Source organism: Eisenbergiella porci, from assembly GCF_009696275.1.
Taxonomy (GTDB): Bacteria; Bacillota; Clostridia; order Lachnospirales; family Lachnospiraceae; genus Eisenbergiella; species Eisenbergiella porci.
On record NZ_VUMI01000014.1, the window covers coordinates 1 to 18,121 of the forward strand.

Here is an 18,121-nt window from a genome sequence, read left to right on the forward strand (position 1 = left end):
AAAACCTTATTTGATTTTTTAATGATTCCTGTTTTCTCTCGATGGGAGAGGTAGGACTCAGCACTGTCTTTGAAACTGTCAGGAAAAGTGTATGCTCTTTTATCCATAACAAGATATAGAGTCACATTTCCTGAATGTTGGTATTCTGCTAAAGCATTAATACAACGGGAATAGGTTGCACACCATTTCTTCTGCTCGATTTTAGATGACATGGAATAATGGTCTTCTAAAAACTGCAATCCAAAATCCATACTGAAAGATTCCGTGTTATGTTCTTTTGCGTAGAGCAAAAGTTGCTTTGTAAGAGTTTTAAATACGTTTTGGTAATAGTTGGATGCACCAGCTTCAATGAGTGCCTCCTTGGTTTGGTTGATTAGTTGCTGCAAAGTTAAATTTTCCACCTTGTTTTCCTCCTTAAGTGCTTTGATAAAAATACACTTAAATCGTGATGGATTATGAAAAGTAAATCAACCAAAGAATCCTTTATTTATAAGGTTTTCTATCGCCTACTTTGCATAATGTGTAGCTTTTCATAACCTACGCCACCCTTAAGGTTGATAATGCTAATTACTTTCATGTGTTCCGCCTTTCTTTCGCTCCGTTGAACCTAGCGAATATAATTTATTTTTTACGCCTGCTGCCAGGTCGTAATTTACGTTGCTGGTAATAATGTGTCCTGGTCTGCGTATGTAGCTGCTGGCTTTAATACGTCCTGCCTATTTTTTAATTCCAGGTAGTAGGTACCTTCCTTTGGCGTGCTTTTGGTCTTAAGCGGCTGCGCTTCCGGCTCCGCTCCGTCCAGGTATACGCTTAATGTCTGTACTGCTGCCTGCCAGCCTACACATACCAGGGCTAAATATCCCTGCCCTTCTACGGCCTGTAAAAAATCTACTTGCGACTGTTCCAGTTTTCCGCCGGGTGCCTTTAGTTCCACGTATAAGCCGTGGTACCCGCAGCGTGCTACTGGTAAAACCAGGTCGGATATGCCAGCCTTTACGCCCTGGCGTTTTAATGCCCTGGCTGTGGCTGCGTCCCGCTTCCCGCCGTTTGGTACATGGTACAGTAATTCTAATTCCGGGTACCTGTTCCGGTTGTAATCGCACCAGCTAAATATTGCTTCCTGGTGTCCGCTTTCGTCTGATACTCTAAAGTTCCGCATTGTCCTGGTTCTCCTTCTCTTTTTCCAGGTTTTCGTTAAACTCTATAGCCTGGTTAATCCCTTCTTTGATTGTGTACGCCCCCGCATACGCCAGGGCACCCACGCATAACGCAAACGCTATAACTGTAATAACGTATCCCATGCCTTTATACTCCCTTCTATTCATTCCAGCCGCACCATTCTGTAGCTTAAAAAGCCGTACCCGTAAAATTCTTCGCTATGTACGCCTACCCTTACGCTGTCCTGGTCTATGTAGTAACCCTTTAATGGCTTTGGCTCTGTGTAATACTGGTTCCGGTCTTTTATTATCCTGTATTCCGGTTCCGGTCTTCGTAGGTTCTTGCTACAGTTCCAGCGCTTACCCTGTAACGCTTCGTCTGTACCTACGGTCTTATCGGTGTATTTTATGAGATATGCAGCCAGGCGGCTGTAATCCCCGTTCGTGTCTAACGGGTGGAAGTGTATTTTACTGTTTTGTGGGTATGCCTTCTTCCAGGCTGCTTGTATTAACCTGGTGTCTATGTAATTAACTACTAAATGGTGGTGCCTGCTGCCCTTTTCTCCCACTTCCATAACGTGTACGTACTTTAGTTCCTGGCCTTGCTGCTTATAAACCTTTCGCAACTCCCTTAAAAATACGTCTGCGTCTTTTCTCATTTCTTCCCTGGTTCTGTATGGCTCCCCTTTTTTACGGATATAGCCAAAATCTATGTGTAAATCCCCGTCCTGGTAATTTTCAGCCAGTAACAGGCGTAATGTTCGTTCTGCTTTCCTGGTGTTGGCCTTCTTTTGGGCTTCATTCGTTGGCCGTACCTTGTCGCCCCTTTTAATACCTGCCTTATGGTAACGGCTGGTATAGTAGCGGTCTACCTCTATGGTCTTACCCGCCTTTGTTACCCTTTCTACGTATGGCATTGTCTATAACCCCTTTATGTCGGTTCGTTAATACTTTTATCAAGTGTTAAATGCGGGCTGGAACCCGCAGAATTATTGACAAAACGCCACTTTTTCGGTATAATATTTATGCTTTTATAAATACCGTATTTTTTAGCCCCGGCAGTCGTCCAAACTGCTGGGGCGTTTTCGTTTTGTCTATTTCTTCCTGCTTTCAAAGTACATTAGAACGCGTCGCCGCATTTCTTCCGGCATTATGTTTAATTCTGCTTCTATTTGCTCGTCCGGCATTGCTGCCAATTCTTCTAACCAGGGCTGGTATTTATTTATCCAGGCTACTGCTTCCGTGTCCCTGGCGTCCGCCTTTGCAATTAGCCTACGTATTGCCTGGCGCTGTTCATGCGTTAGCATGGTTGCAGGCCTGCGCCTAAATTCTGCATATTCTACGGCCGTTAAGGCTATACAGTCTTTGTATACGTCTACTAAATGCTGCTGCCCGCACTTTATACAGGTGTATATTTCGTCGTCCTTCAATGGCTTTTCTATTGCCTGGCAGCAGTTAAGGCATTTTCTGTACTTCTTCGTGTACCTGGGTATAATCCGTTTTACTGCCATTTTCTCCGCAACCCTTCTAATTCTTCCTGGCGCGCCGCTGCTGCCATGCAGGCCGCGTACGCTATTTCCTTGTTTGCTGTCTTTTCTTCGATAACGTCCATATTTACCAACGCATAGGCATAGCCGTTAATACGGGCTACGTGTTCGTCTATTTGTTCCTGGGTTTTCATGTTATTAAACTGCCCTATTAAGTCGCCCAGGCCTGCCATAGCTGCGGCAACCTGTTTAGCGTTGTGCGGTGTTACTTTTGCTTTTATCTGAATATTTTTTATTGACATTGTTTTATTCCCCTTCTTCTATCATTTCGTAATGCTGGCAGCTTTCCCGGTAGCATTTTTCCAGTTCTTCCGCCTTGTTTTCCTGCGGTGCGTCCGAAGGATACCCGCTACAGCCTGCTAACATACAGTCCGCAGCACAATGCGGGCACGCGCAGCCGCTACAGTCTTTTTCTACGGCTTGCAGTTTGTTGGCGCTTATTTCCCAGGTTGTTAATACGCTGCTTTCTTCTCCGTTCTTTTTCACATAATCGCGGCTTTGTATCCTACCTTCTAAATACACTTCCTGGCCTTCCTGTAATCCCGCTGCCTGTTCGGCCAGCTTTTCCCAGGTAATGCAAGGTATATAACTGTAAAATCCCGGAGTAAACGCCGAAGGAATACGTACGGTAATATCCGTAATGCGCTTTCCTTTTGGTGTTTCTCTATATGTGGGCTGCTTTGCAATGGTACCCATAACATAAGCAATATTAAGCTGCTGGCTATGTTCGCTTACGTTCGCCAGGTACAAGCCCCATATAAATAACTGGGTGCGCCCGGTGTCTTTGTCTTTGTAGGTCTGTACGGTTCCTGTAGCTTCTACCCTGCTGCCTTCTTTAATCAGCGAAGCCAGGGCGCCCGGTTCCATGTAGTCACTAGGTAATGCCCCGTATGTTTCCCCGTTTATCTTGTCTTCCTGGAATAGCACTAATACGCGGTCTGCTACGCCGCTGTCCCTGGAAATATCCAGCCATAACGCGTATACGTTTTCCCTGCCGTATAAATTGCGGTGCTTTTCCGGTGCTGCTGCCGCTATTCCTGCTACCCCTGCGGTGTTAATATCCATGCTTCTATATCCCCCTTTTACTCGTAGAACGTGTCCGTATTCGGCGCCGCGTCATATTCTGTCACTAAATCTATTGCCTTTACGTGGCTGTCCTGGTGGTGTACTTCCTTTACATCAAACCCCAGGCGGCCGTAATGCCTTTTTATAAGTTCTTTGGCGTCGTCCAGGTCTTCCGGGTGTTCTTCCGGGAATGGTACCACTATAAAGCCGTCCGTTTCTTCGTTGTTTCTGCGGTCACGTAACAATACATCAAAACCCAGTAAAAATAATAAATACTTTTCTTCCATTGTTTTGCCCTCTCTTTCTCTATTTCTCTGTATTTCTGATATAAGCAAATAAATACTGCTGCATTACACCTTGATACCCTGCGTATTTTTCCTGTGGGAACCTTCCGCCGTAGTATCGTTCTTCTATTTTCTTTACCCAGGTATCCACCGGGAAGGCTTCTAATTTGTGAAGGGCGAATAAACATATACAATCTGCTACCTTTTCGCCTATTCCCAGGAAATTAGTTAAAATCAGCTTCGCAGTGCTGTATTCTTCCACTTCCAGGCGTTCTATATCTATGCAGCCGCTTGCTGCTATCTTGGCTGCTGCCGCTATGTACTTGTCCCGGTATCCCAGGCCTAACCCTTGCAGCTTGTCTACGTCTGCCAGGGCTTCCGGTTCCGGGAATGTGTAATACTGCTGCCCGCCTGGCGCTGTCATTTTTCGCCCGAAGCGTTCGCATAGCTTTTCTATGGTCGCTTTAATCCTGGGAATATTATTATTTTGACTTACCAGGAAGGTTATTATAGTTTCAAATACTGGCTGCCTTAAAATGCGGATACCGTAGCCCTGTATAGCCGCTTCATATAACCGGGCGTCGCCCTGGCAGGCCATTAGCTGTATTGCTTCGTAATCTGTCCTTAAATCAAAATAGCGCTCCCATGTTTCCAGGTAATCCGCTTCGGTACAGTCCAATAAAACGGACTTTGTACCCGTCTGCGTGGCTTCCAGGTACTTGCCATACGCTACAATGCTATAGCTGTGGCCGCTTTCGTCTAACTGGTTCCACCGGAACGCCTGGCCGCTTTCCGCAATCTGTTGCAGGTTTATGTTATCTGCCTTAATTTTTACCATGCTGTTACTTCTCCTTTGCTTTATTCTTTCGCGCGAATAGGGCAGGCGGGAATTGAACCCGCTTTAGTGGCTTATAAGGCCACCGTACTAACCGTTGTACTACTGCCCTTTATGCCGGGCGTTTATCCCAACGCCCTGGCTAACAAATCTTCGTACAACCTCTTATATATTTCTGCTTCACGCTCTGCCATTGCCAGGCACTTGCGTAATTCGCTTTCTTCTACCGCAGCTATGTAATTGCTGCCGTTCTTTTTCTTCTTTTCTTCTTCCAGCGCTGCCACGCGGTTGGCGGCCGCTTCCAGTTCTTCCGCCTGGTTGTCTATTTCTTCCTGGGCTTTTGCCAGGTCTTCCCGTAATATAACTGCTTCCTGGTGTGCCGCTTCCAGGGCTGCGCTGTACGCGTCGCCCCCGTCGCTTGTATCTATGTTTAAGGCGTTTGCTATACCCTGGCGTAATGCCTGGTATTCTGTGTCTGATAATGTCCGTACAAAATCTACCATTTTGTCATAGAATACATAGCCCAGGCGCCCAGCGTCGGCGTACATAATGTCGCGCGCTCTAACTTCTACTGCGCTGCTGCCTGGTAATTGGTCTTGCAGCATTACCGTGGCTGCGTATCTCTCAAAACAGGCAAGTACAACAACCAGCCTACTACTGCCGTTATTGTCTACTTCCCAAATTTCGCCCTTGTTAATCTCGTAATTATTCATATTTCCGGTACCCCCACTTTGTAATATGGCCTTATAGGCCGTAATATCTTTTACACCGGAACCGTTGTATAGTAGTTCCTTATCCATGCTTAAGCCCTTTGCTTTCGTAATGTCTGTAATTCCCCGTCTATGTTACGGCCTACGTATTCCGCCAGCCTGTCCCGGCTTATGTTATAAGTCCAAATAGACGACATTTTAACCGCTGCGCCTATAGGAAGCTGCCCCGTTTGCATACCAACGCGTACAAACTGCGGGGAAGCGCCAATAATGGCCGCTGCTTCTGTCGGTAATATTTTGTCTGCTTTCATGCCCTGCGCCTTCCTTCTTCTTCACTTTTCGCCCGCTCTAAAAGGCTTTTAACCTGGTCTGCTGCCTGTTCGTATGCGTCTGCGTCGTTTTCCTGGGTTACTTTTAATACTCGTTCGCCCTTCTTTTCTCCGTGGTACCTATAGGCTTCTATTAACGTGTCGTCGTATATGCTGCTATGGGTATGCAGGCGTAAATTGTCGTATTTCTGTAATTCCCGGTACAGCGTATAAAATCTATGTATAGCCGCTGTCCTTCTTTCGTCCTCTGTCATATTTTGCCTTCCTGGTGGCGGTCGTTCCTTTTTCATGGTTCCGCCTTCTTTCCTGGCTACGTATATCGTGTTGCTGCTTTTCGCATTAAAAACCAGCGAAAACCTGTTGACCGTCCATACGCTCTCTAGCTGGCGTAACCGCTGCTATTTTTTCACGATACCCAGGCGGCCAGCTTTTTGCCTGCTGCCGTCCGCGTTGCAGGTGCCACCCTGCCACTATTGCGCCCTGTCGGTACTGCCCCGACTGCTCCGTAAGCCAATACGGCACTTTACTTTTAAGCTAAAGGCGCATAACCGGGCGGGCTGTCCCGCCCTTTATTAAATTGCTGCCTTATTTCTCTCGTTCATGCCTGCCGCTGCTGCTACATAGCCCTGCACAAAAAAGGTCAATTTTTCCTGCTGCTGCGGTGCCAGGGTTGCTACTTTCTCCATGAGTTCCGCAAAGTCCTGGTTTTTCTCTGTTACTGGTCTTTCTACTGTTGTGTTGTTCATATTTTCACTTCCTTTCTGATTATCTAAAGGCAAATTCCCATTTTATAAATTCGTCTAATAACCTTTCCGGGTATCCGGTATTATGCAGCGTAAACGCTTCTTCTCTTATTCTGTTTACCGTTTCCGGGCTGCCGCCGTGTTTCTCTAGTCTTCTTGCCATTCTAAACAGCTTCATACTTTCGGCTTTTGCCATGTCCTGTAACTGGTTTTTGATTTTTCTTAATTCTTTATTCATGTTTTCGCTTCTCCTTTTGCAATGTACGGGGCGGTTCGTCCGCCCCTCGGTTGTTACACTCTGTATTTTGCTGTCTGTGGGCTATATCTAAAGTAGCTTATAGCATTTTGCACATTTGTTACGTTGTGCCCCTGGTCATAAAGTCTAACCAGGTCGCCGCCCAAAATATTGTTAAGCCCTTTGCTTAATACTAACTGTTTAACTGCTGCTTTTGTTTCTTTATAATTCTTCATACTTTTGTTTCTCCTTTTGTAATGTTCCTGGAAAGTTTGGCGCCTTCCCAGGTGGTTTATGTGGCTTATGTAGCCCCTCGCTTCTTGACTATGTCATAATTATAATTGACTATGGTAAGTATGTCAATACTTTTTTGCATATTTTCTTGACTATGGTAAGATTTTAATATATGATTATGGTACAAACTTTAAGAAAGGGGCGGAAAACATGAACGAACGTATAAAATTCTTACGTAATGATGTTCTTCACTTGTCGCAGGACGCGTTAGGCAAAAGATTGGGCGTTACTGGTGCCGCTATATCTCGTATGGAAGCTGGCGGCCGCGCTGTAACCGACCAAATGGTACTTGCAATTTGTAGGGAATTTAACGTAAACGAAGAATGGTTAAGAAATGGTACCGGGGAAATGTTTAATACTTTATCCCAGGACGAAGAATTAGCCTACATAGTCGGCCAGGCATTACCGCAGGCGGACGACTTCGTAAAAAATACCTTTATTGCTCTTGGCCGTTTGTCCCAGGAATTTACCGCGGAAGAATGGCAGGTAGTAAAGAAATTCGTAGACGCATTGGCCGGGAAGGACAAATAAAAAAACAGCCTACTTATGGCTGCTTTTTATCCCCCTTATAAATTGGTATATCATTTTAAGGGTTTCCAGGTCGTCTATGGCCTGTATCATTTTAATTATGCTGCGGCGTAGTTCTTGCATTGTATACCCCCTTCCTGGTCGGTAACTGCAATTATATGTAATACTGCTGCCGCCCGCAATACTTTGCGTTGCTGTTTCCTATATATCGGAAATAGGCGCCGCAAGTAGTGACTAATTCCCGGAATTTGTTATACTGCTTTTGTAAAGGTCGCAGATATTAACGCCCAGGCCTGCCGCCAGGCTTTCCAATGTATCCAGGCGCGGGCTTACCTTCCCGTTTTCTATGGCGTTTATCTCGCTTTTGCTTATTCCGGTAATTTCGGCCAGTTGTACCAGGGTGTAATTTTTCCCGGTGCGCTGCTGCCATAACAATATTTCCATGCTATACCCCCTTTTCTTTTGTGGCATAGCATAATTTTAACTTTACGAAAGGAAGCGAACTTATGAAAGCAAAAACTATTATATTATTTGTTCTTGGTGTAGTATTTGTTTTTGGTATTCCGTCTTATGAAAGCGTCGGCGCCACGCTGGTAGGTATTGGCCTGGCTGCATTGTGCTTTTACTTCGGCTGGCGTTCCATGAAAAATACAAAGAAGGTTAAGCCTTCCGCGCCTGCTGCCGTACAGGTTCCGAACGATATGCCAGTACAGGAAGCGCCAAAAGACGAAGCATACGAATTTTTACGTATAAAGCTGGCAGGCGTTACCTTTAAGAATGGCCGCAAGTCCAGGCAGTCAATATTACGTGCTATAAAATTCCGTGACGGCGAATTTTCGGACGGCGTAGAACTGGAATTAAAACCATACGAATGGGAAGGGCAGCCCGCATACGGTGTATATGCCAACGGCCAGCAAATTGGTAATATTCCAGCCGATAAAGTAGCGTATATTACAGAAAACAAAGACCGCATAGTAGATTTTTCCGCCATAGAAGTATACGGCGGTGGACGTGATGAAGAAGGCCAGGTTAAAAACTTCGGCTGTGAAGTGGTTTTAAGATTAAATAAATAAAAAAGCAGGCCGCCCCATGTTGGCGCATGGAACGGCCGGAAAGATACCCCACAACCCCGCAGGTTTATGTAGTACCCTCGCAAGTATGATTATACCATAAGCCTGCTTGTTTTAGTAGGCTTATTTTTTATGCCTGCGTTTAGAAAGTAGGTGCATTTTATGAAATTACCAAACGGTTACGGCTCTGTTTATAAGCTATCCGGGAACCGTCGGAAGCCCTGGGCGGCCAGGGTAACGGACGGCTGGGTAAACGATAACAAAACGAAGAAAAGTAAACAGAAATATAAATTTATTGGCTTCTATGAAACGCGCAAGGAAGCATTATTAGCCCTGGCGGATTATAACGCGAACCCGTACAATATCGACACGGCTAACATTACCTTCCAGGAAGTATACGAACGCTGGAACGCCGAACACTTCCCGACGGTATCGGAAAGTAACGTAAAAGGTTATAAAGCTGCCTTCCTGCTTTGCGCTCCGATTGCTGGCCGCAGGTTCGTAGATGTGAAATTAGACGACTTGCAGGCCTGCGCCGATAACTCCGGGAAGAACTACCCGACGTTACGCAAATATAAGGTGCTGTTAGGCCTTATGTATAAATACGCTGTCATACATGAGATAATACCGAAGGAACGTAATACCGTGGAATATATCAATATCAAGAAAGCCGGGAACCCGAACGCATACAACCGGGAACCGTTCAGCGCTGCCGAAGTCGCCCGCGTGTGGGACGTTAAGGACACAAATATATATTATACCGTCGTCCTGCTGCTTATTTATACCGGGTGCCGTATATCAGAACTGTTAGACTTGAAAAAGACAGAAATAGACTTACCAGGGCGCTGCTTTAAGATACTGGAAGCAAAGACGGCCGCAGGTATACGTACGGTACCTATTGCCGAAAAGGTCGTACCGTTCTTTGAATACTGGTTAAATCTTAACGACTGCGAATACCTGTTAAGCACACCGGACGGCCGCCACTTTGAATACAGAAATTATTATGATAGTTACTGGACGCCACTAATAGAAGCGTTAAGCATGAACCACCGCCCGCATGATACGCGCCATACTTGCATATCCCTTTTGGCTGCTGCCGGAGTGGACGAACGCGTTATTAAAAAGATAGTCGGCCATAAAGGCCAGGGCGTTACGGAAACGGTATATACGCACTTTGAACTTGCGGAACTTAAGGACGCCATAAACAAAATATAGGCCTAAAATAGTGTTACTTACGTGTTTCTTACGTGTTACTTACCGTTAAAATTTCATACTTTTTTATACTGTTTGAGAAAATACCCAAAAACGAAGAAAAACCCCGGAAATACTGAATATTTCCGGGGTTGTGCGTTTCTGTAGTTTCTCTGTGTAATTATCTCTTGCTGAACTGAGGCGCGCGACGAGCTGCTTTGAGACCGTACTTCTTTCTTTCTTTCATACGAGGGTCACGTGTCAGGAAGCCTGCTTTCTTCAGAGTAGGTCTGAATTCTGTATCAGCTTCAAGAAGCGCTCTTGCGATGCCGTGTCTGATGGCGCCAGCCTGTCCTGTGTATCCGCCGCCCTTTACGTTAACCAGAACGTCAAATTTGCCGTCTGTTTCCGTAGCTGTCAGGGGCTGACGAACGATAACCTTCAGAGTCTCCAGTCCGAAGTACTCATCGATGGGTCTTTTATTAATAGTAATATCACCTTTTCCAGGTACAAGATATACTCTTGCGATAGATTTTTTTCTTCTGCCAGTTCCGTAATATTTTGCTGCGTTAGCCATTTTCTATTTCCTCCTTAATAGATTCCTTTGGATTAAAATGTCAGTACTTCAGGTTTCTGAGCTTCATGCTTGTGCTCCGGTCCTGCATATACGTGAAGTTTCGTGTACATCTGTCTTCCTAAAGGTCCCTTGGGGAGCATACCCTTAACAGCCAGTTCGATAACCTGTTCAGGTTTCTTAGCCATTTTCTCTTTCAGGGTAACTTCTTTCATTCCGCCTACGTAATCGGAATGATGATAGTAAACCTTCTGATCCATCTTCTTTCCGGTTACCTGAATCTTCTCTGCATTGATTACGATTACGTAATCTCCTGTATCAACATGAGGAGTGAACTCCGGTTTGTTCTTTCCTCTTAAAACCTTGGCAATTTCGGATGCAAGGCGGCCCAGTGTCTGGCCTTCTGCATCAACAACATACCATTTTCTATCAATCTTAGCCGGATTAGCCATAAATGTCTTCATAGTATACCTCCATCGATTTGTACGGATTTGGACCCTTTGGTCCGTATGACTGGCTCACATGGTATCGCTCTGGGAATTGGAGCTTTCCACGTATTATTTATATATCAAAATGTCTTTCCGGGGCTTTGGTAAGACATTTTTCAACATCGTCACATTGAGTTATTATATTATACGGATCCGCGCGTGTCAATATCTTTTCTTAAGAAAATTCGCAGAAAATTGGCCTTTTTGCGCCTAAAACAGGGCATTTCCGGGTTCGTCGGTCCTACCCTGGGCTCCCAGGACCGTGTTTCTTATTTTTCCGATGGAAATATACCGCTCCAGGACCGCTTCCATATCCGTTCCGGGCGCCGCCGCTTTGGACGGGATCCCACAGACGGAAAGCTGCAGACCTCCCTCCGGGCCTTCCTCCACCAGATAATTATCCATATAAAACTGTGTTTTCTCCGGGATACGGTTTTCACGGATTCCCCGAAGCTCCCGCAAGGGGCAACCGGGAAAATTCACATTCCATATTTCATCCGGCGCACAGCCCGCTTCCAGCAATTTTTCGGCCACTGACAGAAGGCAGGCATCCGCCGCCTCGCTCGTCCCGCCCCGTTCTTCGGAAAAAGCGATGGCCGGAATCCCGTTCAGCAACGCCTCCATGGCTGCTCCCACTGTTCCCGAGTATAAAATATCCACGCCCACATTGTACCCGCAGTTGATTCCTGAAAATACCACATCAGGCCTGTCCTGCATAAGGTGGCGGATTCCCACCTTCACACAGTCGGCGGGGGTTCCCGCCACGCTGTAGGCCATGACACCCGGTACCGGGAAATCCTCCTGCCTGATTTGCAGGCTTCCCCGCACCGTAATGCAGTGGGACATGGCGCTGCACTGCTGTCCGGGCGCCACCACCCACACCTCTCCCAGGTTCTTTGCCGCTGCCGCCAGCCTGACAATTCCTTCGGCTCCTATGCCGTCATCATTTACCACAAGTATCCTTCTCATACCGTTTTCTCCGATTTTTCTTCAGCCGCCTGCTCCCCGGTCTTCTCCTTCAGCACGGGAAATTCATAGGAAATCAGCGTCAGCCCTCTGGCAGGTGCCGTGGGGCCTGCCGCCGCCCTGTTCTTAGCCTCCAGCATTTCCTTTACCGCTTCCGGGGGATGTTTGCCGCTGCCGATTTCCATCAGCGTCCCCGCAATGATGCGTACCATATTATATAGGAAGCCCGCCCCCGAAATGCGGATGATAAGCTCCGTCCCTTCCCGCGCCACATCACAGCTGTAAATAGTGCGCACCGTGGATTCCACCTGGGCGTTGACGCTGCAGAAGCTTTTGAAATCATGCTCTCCCACAAACAGAAGCGCCGCTTCCCGCATTCTTTTTTCATCCAGCGGGATATAAGTAAAATAGCTGTAAAGCCGCTTCACCGGATTGGGAAATTCTTCATTCAGGATGCGGTATTCATAGGTTTTTATGCTGTCCGTTTTTCTGGGATGGAAATCCGCGGGCACCTCCCTGGAATCCCGGATGCGGATATCCTCCGGAAGACGCTGGTTCAATGCATAGGAAAACTTTTCCCCGGGCATGCGCGCCTGCGTGTCAAATACCGCAATATTCCCCCAGGCGTGCACGCCTGCGTCCGTCCGGCTGGCTCCTATGACCTGCACAGGCTCCTTCAAAAGCTGCGTCAGGCAGCAGTTTAAAACCTCTTCAATGCTGATTCCATTGGACTGCAGCTGCCATCCGTGATAGTTCGTACCGTCGTAGGCAACCGTCAGCATCACTCTTTTCATAGCAAAATCCTTCCTATTACAACAGCGGCCGTCAGGTAAAGCGCCAATATACCATAGGCGGTATAATCCCTCTTTTTATAAATCAGGGGCTTCATCTTCGTCCTGCCGTCCCCGCCCCGGTAGCAGCGCGCTTCCATCGCCATGGCAAGGTCATTGGCACGCCGGAAGGCGGAAATAAAAAGCGGCACAAGAAGAGGCACCATGCTTTTGGCCTTTTTAATCAGATTCCCGCTCTCAAAGTCTGCTCCCCTGGCAATCTGGGCTTTCATGATTTTATCCGTTTCCTCCAAAAGGATGGGGATAAAACGAAGGGCGATGGACATCATCATGGAAATTTCGTGAACCGGCACATGGATTCTCTTCAGCGGATGAAGCAGGCTTTCCATTCCGTCCGTAAGATTATTCGGCGTTGTTGTCAGCGTCATGACGGAGGAGCCGATAATCAGAAAGCTCAGACGCACTGCCATTTTAATTGCCGTTATCAGGCCCTCTTTTGTAATAGTCAGCTTCCACAGCGTAATCAGCGGTTCTCCCGGCGTCAGAAAAAGATTGAATACCACGGTCAGGATCAGCAGAAGCAATATCGCCTTCATGCCCTTGACCATGAATTTAAAGGGGACATGGGAAAGGCGGATAACGAGCGCCAGGAACCCTGCCGCCAGCAGATAGCCCCAGAAATTATTCACCACAAACAACGATATAATAAAAATCACCGTGGCCATCAGCTTGACCCTTGGATCCAGCCGGTGCACCACCGATTCGGTCTGATAATACTGCCCTAATGTAATGTCTCTTAACATAGCCTATTTTTCCTTCCCGCAGCCGCAGGCAGCCAGAATGGCATCCCTGGCCTCCGTCAGCGTGGTTGCGTCCGTTTCCACCGCAAGCCCCGCTTCCTTCAGCGTATGCATGATATAAGTCACCGAAGGGGCAGCAAGTCCCACCGCTTCCAACTCTTTTACGTGGCGGAACACCTTTTTCGGTTCATCGTCATACATCACGCTGCCCTTGTTCATCACAATAATACGGTTTACATAATTAGCAACATCCTCCATACTGTGGGATACCAGCACAATCGTCATTCCTGTTTTTTCACGCAGTTCTGAGATCTCCCCCAGTATCTCATCCCTTCCCTTCGGGTCCAGCCCTGCGGTAGGCTCGTCCAGGACAAGCACATCCGGCTTCATGGCAAGCACGCCCGCAATGGCCACTCTTCTTTTCTGCCCGCCGGACAGGTCAAAGGGTGACTGCTGATAATATTCCTCACCGATCCCCACAAGCTCCAGCGCTTCCCTGGCCCGGCCTTCCGCCTCTTCCCTGGAAAGCCCCAGGTTCTTCGGTCCGAAGCATACATCGGTAAAAACATCGATTTCAAAAAGCTGATGTTCCGGGTACTGGAATACCAGCCCCACCTTGCTGCGCAGCTCCTTCATATTATAATCTTTGTCGTAAATATTCTTTCCATTATAATAGATCGCGCCGTCCGTTGCCTTCAGCAGGCCGTTCAGATGCTGCACCAGCGTGGATTTCCCGGAACCGGTATGTCCGATAAGCCCGATAAACTGCCCGTCCTCTATGGAAATGCATACATCCTTCAGCGCCGCCACAGACAGCTCGGTGTCCGCGTCATATATATAATTCACATGCTCCAGTTTAATCGCCATTTTGTTTCTCCGTAATTTTAAGCAGTTCCCTTTTCAGTTCTTCCGTGGTAAGGATTCCATCAGGCAACAAAAGCCCTTTCTTTTTCAGTTCATAGGCAAGCAGCGTCACCTGCGGCACATCCAGCCGGAGATTCTTCAGCTCCTCCACTCTGGAAAAAACCTCCCGCGGCGTTCCTTCCATAACCACCTGTCCCTCATCCATGACAAAAACCTTATCCGCATGAATGACCTCTTCCATATAGTGGGTGATGAGAATAACCGTCACATTTTCCACATCGTTCAGCGCCCGTGCCGCGCGTATTACTTCCCTGCGGCCGCTGGGATCCAGCATGGCCGTAGGCTCATCCAGCACGATGCACTTGGGATGCATGGCCAGGACACCCGCAATGGATACTCTCTGCTTCTGTCCGCCGGAAAGCTTATTGGGCGAATACTTCCTGTATTCGTACATTCCCACTGCCTTCAGGCTTTCCTCCACGCGTTCCCATATTTCCTTTGTGGGGACTCCCATGTTCTCCGGTCCGAAGCCCACATCCTCCTCCACCACCTGCCCGATGATCTGGTTGTCCGGATTCTGGAACACCATGCCCGCCGTCTGCCTGATATCCCAGACATTGCTTTCTTCAGCGGTTACCCTGCCGTCCACCCAGACGGTTCCCGAGGTGGGCACCAGCAGCGCATTGATGTGCTTTGCCAGCGTGGACTTGCCGGAACCATTGTGCCCCAGGATGGCGATAAAATCACCCTGCTTCACCTCCAGGCTCACATTGTCCACAGCCCGGATTGTCCCGTCCTCGTTTCCTTCCTCATCGTGCCTGATATAATCGAAGGTTAATTCTTTTGTTTTTATAATCTCTTTTACCGCTTCGTTTTCCATATGCTATCCTGTATCTGAAAATTGGTGCAGCCATAGGTATACAACTGCAAATATTGGTTTCAATTACGGCCACCTTCCTATTTTACTAGAGTCTATAAAGAATTACAAGAGTAACAGTTCAGGCAGGTTCAGGCAGGTTTGCGCATTCACTGCACAAACCGTGAGAAAACGTGGAAGAAGCAGGCATCCGCCCCTCGCCGGAGGCGACTTATCGTGGGTGGATACAGTAACAATTCGGTCCGGCCGGAGGCTGGACTGTTAATTACAAGAAAACGGTGATAATAATTCTTGCAGTTGGCGGCACAGTTGGTTATAATCTATAGCTGGTGTAGAAAATTCTTTCTACGCCAATTTATCCATCAGGGGGGAGCTATGAAAACACAAAAGAAGCATGTCAATGATTTTGGAAATGATTCCGTACCAGGACTGGTACTCAGGGTATCCGTCCCGTTTATGTTCGCTCAGTTCGTCAACGTTATGTACAGCATCGTAGACCGCATTTATATAGGCAATATTCCGGCTGCCGGGGCCGATTCCCTGGCAGGGGCCGGCGTATGCGCGCCCATCATCACCCTTCTGTCCTCCTTTGCCACGCTCATCGGCATCGGCGGATCCATACTCTTTTCCATGCGTCTCGGACAGAATGATAAAAAAGATGCGGAAAAAATACTGGGGAACTGTTTTTCCACGCTGATTCTGTTTTCTGCGGCGCTGACCCTGATTTTCCTGCTCAGCAAGGGAATGCTTCTTCATTGGTTCGGCGCCAGTGATGTGACCTATCCTTATGCCAATACCTATCTGACCATATATACCTGCGGCACCTTTTTTGCACTGCTTTCCATGGGAATGAATTACTTTATTACCGCCCAGGGGTATCCGCTCTTAGGCATGGTGACGACGCTCATCGGCGCCATCCTGAACATTATACTGGACCCGCTGTTTATCTTTGTTTTCCATATGGATATCGCAGGGGCCGCGGTGGCCACGGTGCTTGCCCAGCTGGCTTCCTGCATTTTCGTCCTCTGCGTCCTTTACAGGAAAAGCATGCCGGTCCCCCTCCATCTGCGCAGGCCCGATCCTGTACTTGTCAAAAGGATCCTGGCTCTGGGTTTTTCCCCTTTCCTGATTCTGGCCACCGACAGCATTATCATCATTGCGATGAATGCGGTCCTGCAGTATCACGGCGGGCCGGGCTACGGGGATACGCTCATCACCTGCGCCACCATCGTCCAGAGCTATATGATGCTGATTACCTCCCCCATGCTGGGGATTACCGGCGGTTCCCAGCCGCTTATCAGCTTTAATTACGGTGCGAACAAGCCGGAGCGTATCCGGAAAATCGTGTTCTGCGTGCTTATGCTGTGTATCGGCTTCACTTCCTTTATGTTTCTGGTTTCCCGGTTCCTGCCCGCGGCATTTGCAGGTATTTTTACCAATAATGCAGAATACATAGAGCTTTCCGTCTGGGGCATACGCGCCTTTACCATGATGATAATCCCCTTAAGCCTGCAGTATACCTTCGTGGATTCCCTTACTGCACTGGGAATGACCGGACTTTCCCTGTTCCTGTCGCTGTTCCGCAAGACCACCTATTTTGTGGCCACCTGCCTGCTGCCCTTCGCTTTTACCGCGGCAAGCGCATTCTATGCGGAGCCGATTGCGGACGGCATTGCGGCGCTCACCTCAACCACCGCCTTTGTCATTGTGTACATGAAATATCTGAAAGGGACCGGCAGCCTGATGGAAATTGGCACCGGACGCGGACAGGCGGCGTAAAAGCCCACGTTTTCCTTTTCTCATAAAAAAAGCGTAATCAGAAAGGTTCGGCCCCTTCCGGCCGCCCTGCTGTTTACGCTTTTGTTGTTTTTATGTTTCCGGCCTACGCCTCATCCCACAGCCTCTCCATAAACTCCCTGGCTGCCACTGCGTTCTCCGGCACGGTATCCTCCAGCGTCGCATGGATATAAGGCTTATCCTTTTTCATAAAATGAATGAGATCGCTGTAGTCCATAATTCCCTGCCCTGCCGCCATGGAAATCACCTTTCCATCCTTCACGGTAAAGTCCTTGACATGGATCACCGCCACATCCTCTCCCAGAATATCAATGGCGTTCTTTACCACATCCTTCTGATTTGCAGCGTTTGATCCATCCAGAAGATTCACCGGATCCAAAATGATCTGCAGGTTCGGGGAAGCAATGGCACGAAGCACCTGCCTCGCCCGTTCCGGGCTGTATACAATGTGCTGGCACACCGGCTCAATCGCCACCACCACACCCATTTTTTCCGCATACTCCACCACGTAGGACAGATTCTTAATGAAAAAATTCAAAGCCTCCCGGGTACGCGCGGCCGGGTCCGGCGCATAGAACACATTGGGGTTCCCCGTCTCAGTCCCCACCACGCCCGCTCCCAGCCAGGAAGCGAAACGGATCTGCGCTTTGTAGGTTTCTATTGTTTTCGCAAGCTCCGTACTGTCCGGTGTGGCCAGGTTCAAATAACAGCCCAATACGGCCACATCCAGATCATTTTCGGCAAACAGCCTTTTCAGATACATGGCAAAGCCCGGTGTCAGTGTTGTGTTCTTTATGGGGAAATCATCAATCACCTTTCCCAGGGCCACATGGGCGCAGGTAAAGCCCTGCTCCCTGGTATGCGCCAGCCTCTGGGGAAGCGCCATTTTTACTGTATCATGCAAACGGATTCCTATCTGCATCGCATTATCTCCTCTGCGGTAACAGCCCGGTTAACCGAACTGTTACCTTTTTAA

The 18,121-nt window shown here is 48.0% G+C and carries 27 protein-coding genes, 1 tRNA gene and 1 pseudogene; 4 read left to right on the forward strand and 25 right to left on the reverse strand.

Annotated features, from left to right (window positions below; translation table 11 throughout):
- From FYJ45_RS10160 to FYJ45_RS10235, 16 genes and pseudogenes are all read right to left on the reverse strand, one after another.
- A pseudogene (locus FYJ45_RS10160) lies at window positions 1-401 on the reverse strand (site-specific integrase); the annotation flags it as partial.
- 251 nt (window positions 402-652) lie between these two features.
- Window positions 653-1,159: a VRR-NUC domain-containing protein gene (locus FYJ45_RS10165; RefSeq protein WP_154464511.1), complete on the reverse strand. Its 507-nt coding sequence runs from the start codon at window positions 1,157-1,159 to the stop codon at window positions 653-655.
- Complete coding sequence (locus tag FYJ45_RS10170) at window positions 1,146-1,301, reverse strand: hypothetical protein (RefSeq protein WP_154464512.1); 156 nt, start codon at window positions 1,299-1,301, stop codon at window positions 1,146-1,148. The genes FYJ45_RS10165 and FYJ45_RS10170 overlap by 14 nt, the downstream gene beginning before the upstream one ends.
- A 20-nt stretch (window positions 1,302-1,321) precedes the next feature.
- Window positions 1,322-2,074, reverse strand: coding sequence for a rolling circle replication-associated protein (locus tag FYJ45_RS10175; protein WP_154464513.1), 753 nt, complete (start codon window positions 2,072-2,074; stop codon window positions 1,322-1,324).
- A 177-nt stretch (window positions 2,075-2,251) separates the two neighbouring features.
- Window positions 2,252-2,668 carry a hypothetical protein gene (locus FYJ45_RS10180; protein WP_154464514.1) on the reverse strand — a complete coding sequence of 139 codons (417 nt, stop codon included), beginning with the start codon at window positions 2,666-2,668 and terminating at the stop codon, window positions 2,252-2,254.
- The gene (locus FYJ45_RS10185; RefSeq protein ID WP_154464515.1) at window positions 2,659-2,946 is read right to left on the reverse strand and encodes a hypothetical protein; all 288 of its coding nucleotides are present in this window, start codon (window positions 2,944-2,946) and stop codon (window positions 2,659-2,661) included. Before FYJ45_RS10185 ends, FYJ45_RS10180 begins: the two co-directional genes overlap by 10 nt.
- A 4-nt stretch (window positions 2,947-2,950) precedes the next feature.
- Window positions 2,951-3,769 carry a single-stranded DNA-binding protein gene (locus FYJ45_RS10190; RefSeq protein WP_154464516.1) on the reverse strand — a complete coding sequence of 273 codons (819 nt, stop codon included), beginning with the start codon at window positions 3,767-3,769 and terminating at the stop codon, window positions 2,951-2,953.
- Window positions 3,770-3,786: 17 nt separating this feature from the next.
- Window positions 3,787-4,056 (reverse strand): hypothetical protein, encoded by a 270-nt coding sequence (locus FYJ45_RS10195; protein ID WP_154464517.1) that lies wholly within the window; start codon window positions 4,054-4,056, stop codon window positions 3,787-3,789.
- A 19-nt stretch (window positions 4,057-4,075) separates the two neighbouring features.
- A complete protein-coding gene (locus FYJ45_RS10200) occupies window positions 4,076-4,891 on the reverse strand; it encodes a DNA-3-methyladenine glycosylase family protein (protein ID WP_154464518.1) in 816 nt (271 codons plus the stop codon).
- Window positions 4,892-4,928: 37 nt separating this feature from the next.
- Window positions 4,929-5,000: transfer RNA gene (locus FYJ45_RS10205), tRNA-Ile, on the reverse strand.
- Window positions 5,001-5,013: 13 nt separating this feature from the next.
- Entirely contained in the window at window positions 5,014-5,601 is a 588-nt protein-coding gene (locus FYJ45_RS10210) for a hypothetical protein (RefSeq protein ID WP_154464519.1), read from the reverse strand.
- 89 nt (window positions 5,602-5,690) lie between these two features.
- Window positions 5,691-5,909: a hypothetical protein gene (locus FYJ45_RS10215; RefSeq protein WP_154464520.1), complete on the reverse strand. Its 219-nt coding sequence runs from the start codon at window positions 5,907-5,909 to the stop codon at window positions 5,691-5,693.
- Entirely contained in the window at window positions 5,906-6,181 is a 276-nt protein-coding gene (locus FYJ45_RS10220; protein ID WP_154464521.1) for a hypothetical protein, read from the reverse strand. Before FYJ45_RS10220 ends, FYJ45_RS10215 begins: the two co-directional genes overlap by 4 nt.
- Before the next feature lie 318 nt (window positions 6,182-6,499).
- Window positions 6,500-6,673 (reverse strand): hypothetical protein, encoded by a 174-nt coding sequence (locus tag FYJ45_RS10225; protein WP_154464522.1) that lies wholly within the window; start codon window positions 6,671-6,673, stop codon window positions 6,500-6,502.
- Between the two features lie 19 nt (window positions 6,674-6,692).
- Complete coding sequence (locus tag FYJ45_RS10230) at window positions 6,693-6,908, reverse strand: hypothetical protein (RefSeq protein WP_154464523.1); 216 nt, start codon at window positions 6,906-6,908, stop codon at window positions 6,693-6,695.
- Between the two features lie 53 nt (window positions 6,909-6,961).
- The gene (locus FYJ45_RS10235) at window positions 6,962-7,141 is read right to left on the reverse strand and encodes a hypothetical protein (protein ID WP_154464524.1); all 180 of its coding nucleotides are present in this window, start codon (window positions 7,139-7,141) and stop codon (window positions 6,962-6,964) included.
- 208 nt (window positions 7,142-7,349) lie between these two features.
- Between FYJ45_RS10235 and FYJ45_RS10240 the strand changes: the two genes are divergently transcribed.
- Window positions 7,350-7,730 (forward strand): helix-turn-helix domain-containing protein, encoded by a 381-nt coding sequence (locus FYJ45_RS10240; RefSeq protein WP_154464525.1) that lies wholly within the window; start codon window positions 7,350-7,352, stop codon window positions 7,728-7,730.
- 231 nt (window positions 7,731-7,961) lie between these two features.
- Here the strand turns inward: FYJ45_RS10240 and FYJ45_RS10245 are convergent, their stop codons facing one another.
- On the reverse strand, window positions 7,962-8,171 hold the full coding sequence (locus tag FYJ45_RS10245) for a helix-turn-helix domain-containing protein (protein WP_154464526.1): 210 nt from the start codon (window positions 8,169-8,171) through the stop codon (window positions 7,962-7,964).
- 62 nt (window positions 8,172-8,233) lie between these two features.
- Between FYJ45_RS10245 and FYJ45_RS10250 the strand changes: the two genes are divergently transcribed.
- Window positions 8,234-8,800: a hypothetical protein gene (locus tag FYJ45_RS10250; protein ID WP_154464527.1), complete on the forward strand. Its 567-nt coding sequence runs from the start codon at window positions 8,234-8,236 to the stop codon at window positions 8,798-8,800.
- A 159-nt stretch (window positions 8,801-8,959) separates the two neighbouring features.
- Window positions 8,960-10,012, forward strand: a complete 1,053-nt coding sequence (locus tag FYJ45_RS10255) for a tyrosine-type recombinase/integrase (RefSeq protein WP_154464528.1) — start codon at window positions 8,960-8,962, stop codon at window positions 10,010-10,012.
- A 157-nt stretch (window positions 10,013-10,169) separates the two neighbouring features.
- Here FYJ45_RS10255 and rpsI read toward each other — a convergent pair whose 3' ends face one another.
- The 7 genes from rpsI to FYJ45_RS10290 form a co-directional block, all read right to left on the reverse strand.
- Entirely contained in the window at window positions 10,170-10,565 is a 396-nt protein-coding gene (rpsI, locus tag FYJ45_RS10260) for a 30S ribosomal protein S9 (protein WP_021633751.1), read from the reverse strand.
- 32 nt (window positions 10,566-10,597) lie between these two features.
- Window positions 10,598-11,026, reverse strand: a complete 429-nt coding sequence (rplM, locus tag FYJ45_RS10265) for a 50S ribosomal protein L13 (protein ID WP_021633750.1) — start codon at window positions 11,024-11,026, stop codon at window positions 10,598-10,600.
- 234 nt (window positions 11,027-11,260) lie between these two features.
- Complete coding sequence (surE, locus tag FYJ45_RS10270) at window positions 11,261-12,019, reverse strand: 5'/3'-nucleotidase SurE (RefSeq protein WP_154464529.1); 759 nt, start codon at window positions 12,017-12,019, stop codon at window positions 11,261-11,263.
- A complete protein-coding gene (truA, locus tag FYJ45_RS10275; RefSeq protein ID WP_154464530.1) occupies window positions 12,016-12,810 on the reverse strand; it encodes a tRNA pseudouridine(38-40) synthase TruA in 795 nt (264 codons plus the stop codon). The genes surE and truA overlap by 4 nt, the downstream gene beginning before the upstream one ends.
- Window positions 12,807-13,610, reverse strand: a complete 804-nt coding sequence (locus FYJ45_RS10280; protein WP_025487400.1) for an energy-coupling factor transporter transmembrane component T family protein — start codon at window positions 13,608-13,610, stop codon at window positions 12,807-12,809. The genes truA and FYJ45_RS10280 overlap by 4 nt, the downstream gene beginning before the upstream one ends.
- Before the next feature lie 3 nt (window positions 13,611-13,613).
- A complete protein-coding gene (locus FYJ45_RS10285; RefSeq protein ID WP_154464531.1) occupies window positions 13,614-14,474 on the reverse strand; it encodes an energy-coupling factor transporter ATPase in 861 nt (286 codons plus the stop codon).
- Window positions 14,464-15,351 carry an energy-coupling factor transporter ATPase gene (locus FYJ45_RS10290; protein ID WP_154464532.1) on the reverse strand — a complete coding sequence of 296 codons (888 nt, stop codon included), beginning with the start codon at window positions 15,349-15,351 and terminating at the stop codon, window positions 14,464-14,466. Before FYJ45_RS10290 ends, FYJ45_RS10285 begins: the two co-directional genes overlap by 11 nt.
- Window positions 15,352-15,723: 372 nt before the next feature.
- Between FYJ45_RS10290 and FYJ45_RS10295 the strand changes: the two genes are divergently transcribed.
- Window positions 15,724-17,127, forward strand: coding sequence for an MATE family efflux transporter (locus FYJ45_RS10295; protein WP_154464533.1), 1,404 nt, complete (start codon window positions 15,724-15,726; stop codon window positions 17,125-17,127).
- A 103-nt stretch (window positions 17,128-17,230) separates the two neighbouring features.
- On the opposite strand, the gene FYJ45_RS10300 is transcribed toward FYJ45_RS10295, so the two are convergent.
- Complete coding sequence (locus tag FYJ45_RS10300; protein WP_021633741.1) at window positions 17,231-18,067, reverse strand: sugar phosphate isomerase/epimerase family protein; 837 nt, start codon at window positions 18,065-18,067, stop codon at window positions 17,231-17,233.
- Window positions 18,068-18,121 lie beyond the last annotated feature (54 nt).

Coding starts and splice junctions, on each gene's coding strand:
- FYJ45_RS10300 (WP_021633741.1), bottom strand. CDS start 18,067: ATGCAGATAGGAATCCGTTTGCATGATACAGTAAAAATGGCGCTTCCC.
- FYJ45_RS10235 (WP_154464524.1), bottom strand. CDS start 7,141: ATGAAGAATTATAAAGAAACAAAAGCAGCAGTTAAACAGTTAGTATTA.
- FYJ45_RS10280 (WP_025487400.1), bottom strand. CDS start 13,610: ATGTTAAGAGACATTACATTAGGGCAGTATTATCAGACCGAATCGGTG.
- FYJ45_RS10195 (WP_154464517.1), bottom strand. CDS start 4,056: ATGGAAGAAAAGTATTTATTATTTTTACTGGGTTTTGATGTATTGTTA.
- FYJ45_RS10190 (WP_154464516.1), bottom strand. CDS start 3,769: ATGGATATTAACACCGCAGGGGTAGCAGGAATAGCGGCAGCAGCACCG.
- truA (WP_154464530.1), bottom strand. CDS start 12,810: ATGAAAAGAGTGATGCTGACGGTTGCCTACGACGGTACGAACTATCAC.
- FYJ45_RS10215 (WP_154464520.1), bottom strand. CDS start 5,909: ATGAAAGCAGACAAAATATTACCGACAGAAGCAGCGGCCATTATTGGC.
- FYJ45_RS10165 (WP_154464511.1), bottom strand. CDS start 1,159: ATGCGGAACTTTAGAGTATCAGACGAAAGCGGACACCAGGAAGCAATA.
- FYJ45_RS10255 (WP_154464528.1), top strand. CDS start 8,960: ATGAAATTACCAAACGGTTACGGCTCTGTTTATAAGCTATCCGGGAAC.
- FYJ45_RS10200 (WP_154464518.1), bottom strand. CDS start 4,891: ATGGTAAAAATTAAGGCAGATAACATAAACCTGCAACAGATTGCGGAA.
- FYJ45_RS10295 (WP_154464533.1), top strand. CDS start 15,724: ATGAAAACACAAAAGAAGCATGTCAATGATTTTGGAAATGATTCCGTA.
- rplM (WP_021633750.1), bottom strand. CDS start 11,026: ATGAAGACATTTATGGCTAATCCGGCTAAGATTGATAGAAAATGGTAT.
- FYJ45_RS10180 (WP_154464514.1), bottom strand. CDS start 2,668: ATGGCAGTAAAACGGATTATACCCAGGTACACGAAGAAGTACAGAAAA.
- FYJ45_RS10170 (WP_154464512.1), bottom strand. CDS start 1,301: ATGGGATACGTTATTACAGTTATAGCGTTTGCGTTATGCGTGGGTGCC.
- FYJ45_RS10220 (WP_154464521.1), bottom strand. CDS start 6,181: ATGACAGAGGACGAAAGAAGGACAGCGGCTATACATAGATTTTATACG.
- FYJ45_RS10245 (WP_154464526.1), bottom strand. CDS start 8,171: ATGGAAATATTGTTATGGCAGCAGCGCACCGGGAAAAATTACACCCTG.
- FYJ45_RS10230 (WP_154464523.1), bottom strand. CDS start 6,908: ATGAATAAAGAATTAAGAAAAATCAAAAACCAGTTACAGGACATGGCA.
- FYJ45_RS10285 (WP_154464531.1), bottom strand. CDS start 14,474: ATGGCGATTAAACTGGAGCATGTGAATTATATATATGACGCGGACACC.
- FYJ45_RS10250 (WP_154464527.1), top strand. CDS start 8,234: ATGAAAGCAAAAACTATTATATTATTTGTTCTTGGTGTAGTATTTGTT.
- rpsI (WP_021633751.1), bottom strand. CDS start 10,565: ATGGCTAACGCAGCAAAATATTACGGAACTGGCAGAAGAAAAAAATCT.
- FYJ45_RS10290 (WP_154464532.1), bottom strand. CDS start 15,351: ATGGAAAACGAAGCGGTAAAAGAGATTATAAAAACAAAAGAATTAACC.
- FYJ45_RS10185 (WP_154464515.1), bottom strand. CDS start 2,946: ATGTCAATAAAAAATATTCAGATAAAAGCAAAAGTAACACCGCACAAC.
- FYJ45_RS10225 (WP_154464522.1), bottom strand. CDS start 6,673: ATGAACAACACAACAGTAGAAAGACCAGTAACAGAGAAAAACCAGGAC.
- FYJ45_RS10175 (WP_154464513.1), bottom strand. CDS start 2,074: ATGCCATACGTAGAAAGGGTAACAAAGGCGGGTAAGACCATAGAGGTA.
- FYJ45_RS10240 (WP_154464525.1), top strand. CDS start 7,350: ATGAACGAACGTATAAAATTCTTACGTAATGATGTTCTTCACTTGTCG.
- surE (WP_154464529.1), bottom strand. CDS start 12,019: ATGAGAAGGATACTTGTGGTAAATGATGACGGCATAGGAGCCGAAGGA.
- FYJ45_RS10210 (WP_154464519.1), bottom strand. CDS start 5,601: ATGAATAATTACGAGATTAACAAGGGCGAAATTTGGGAAGTAGACAAT.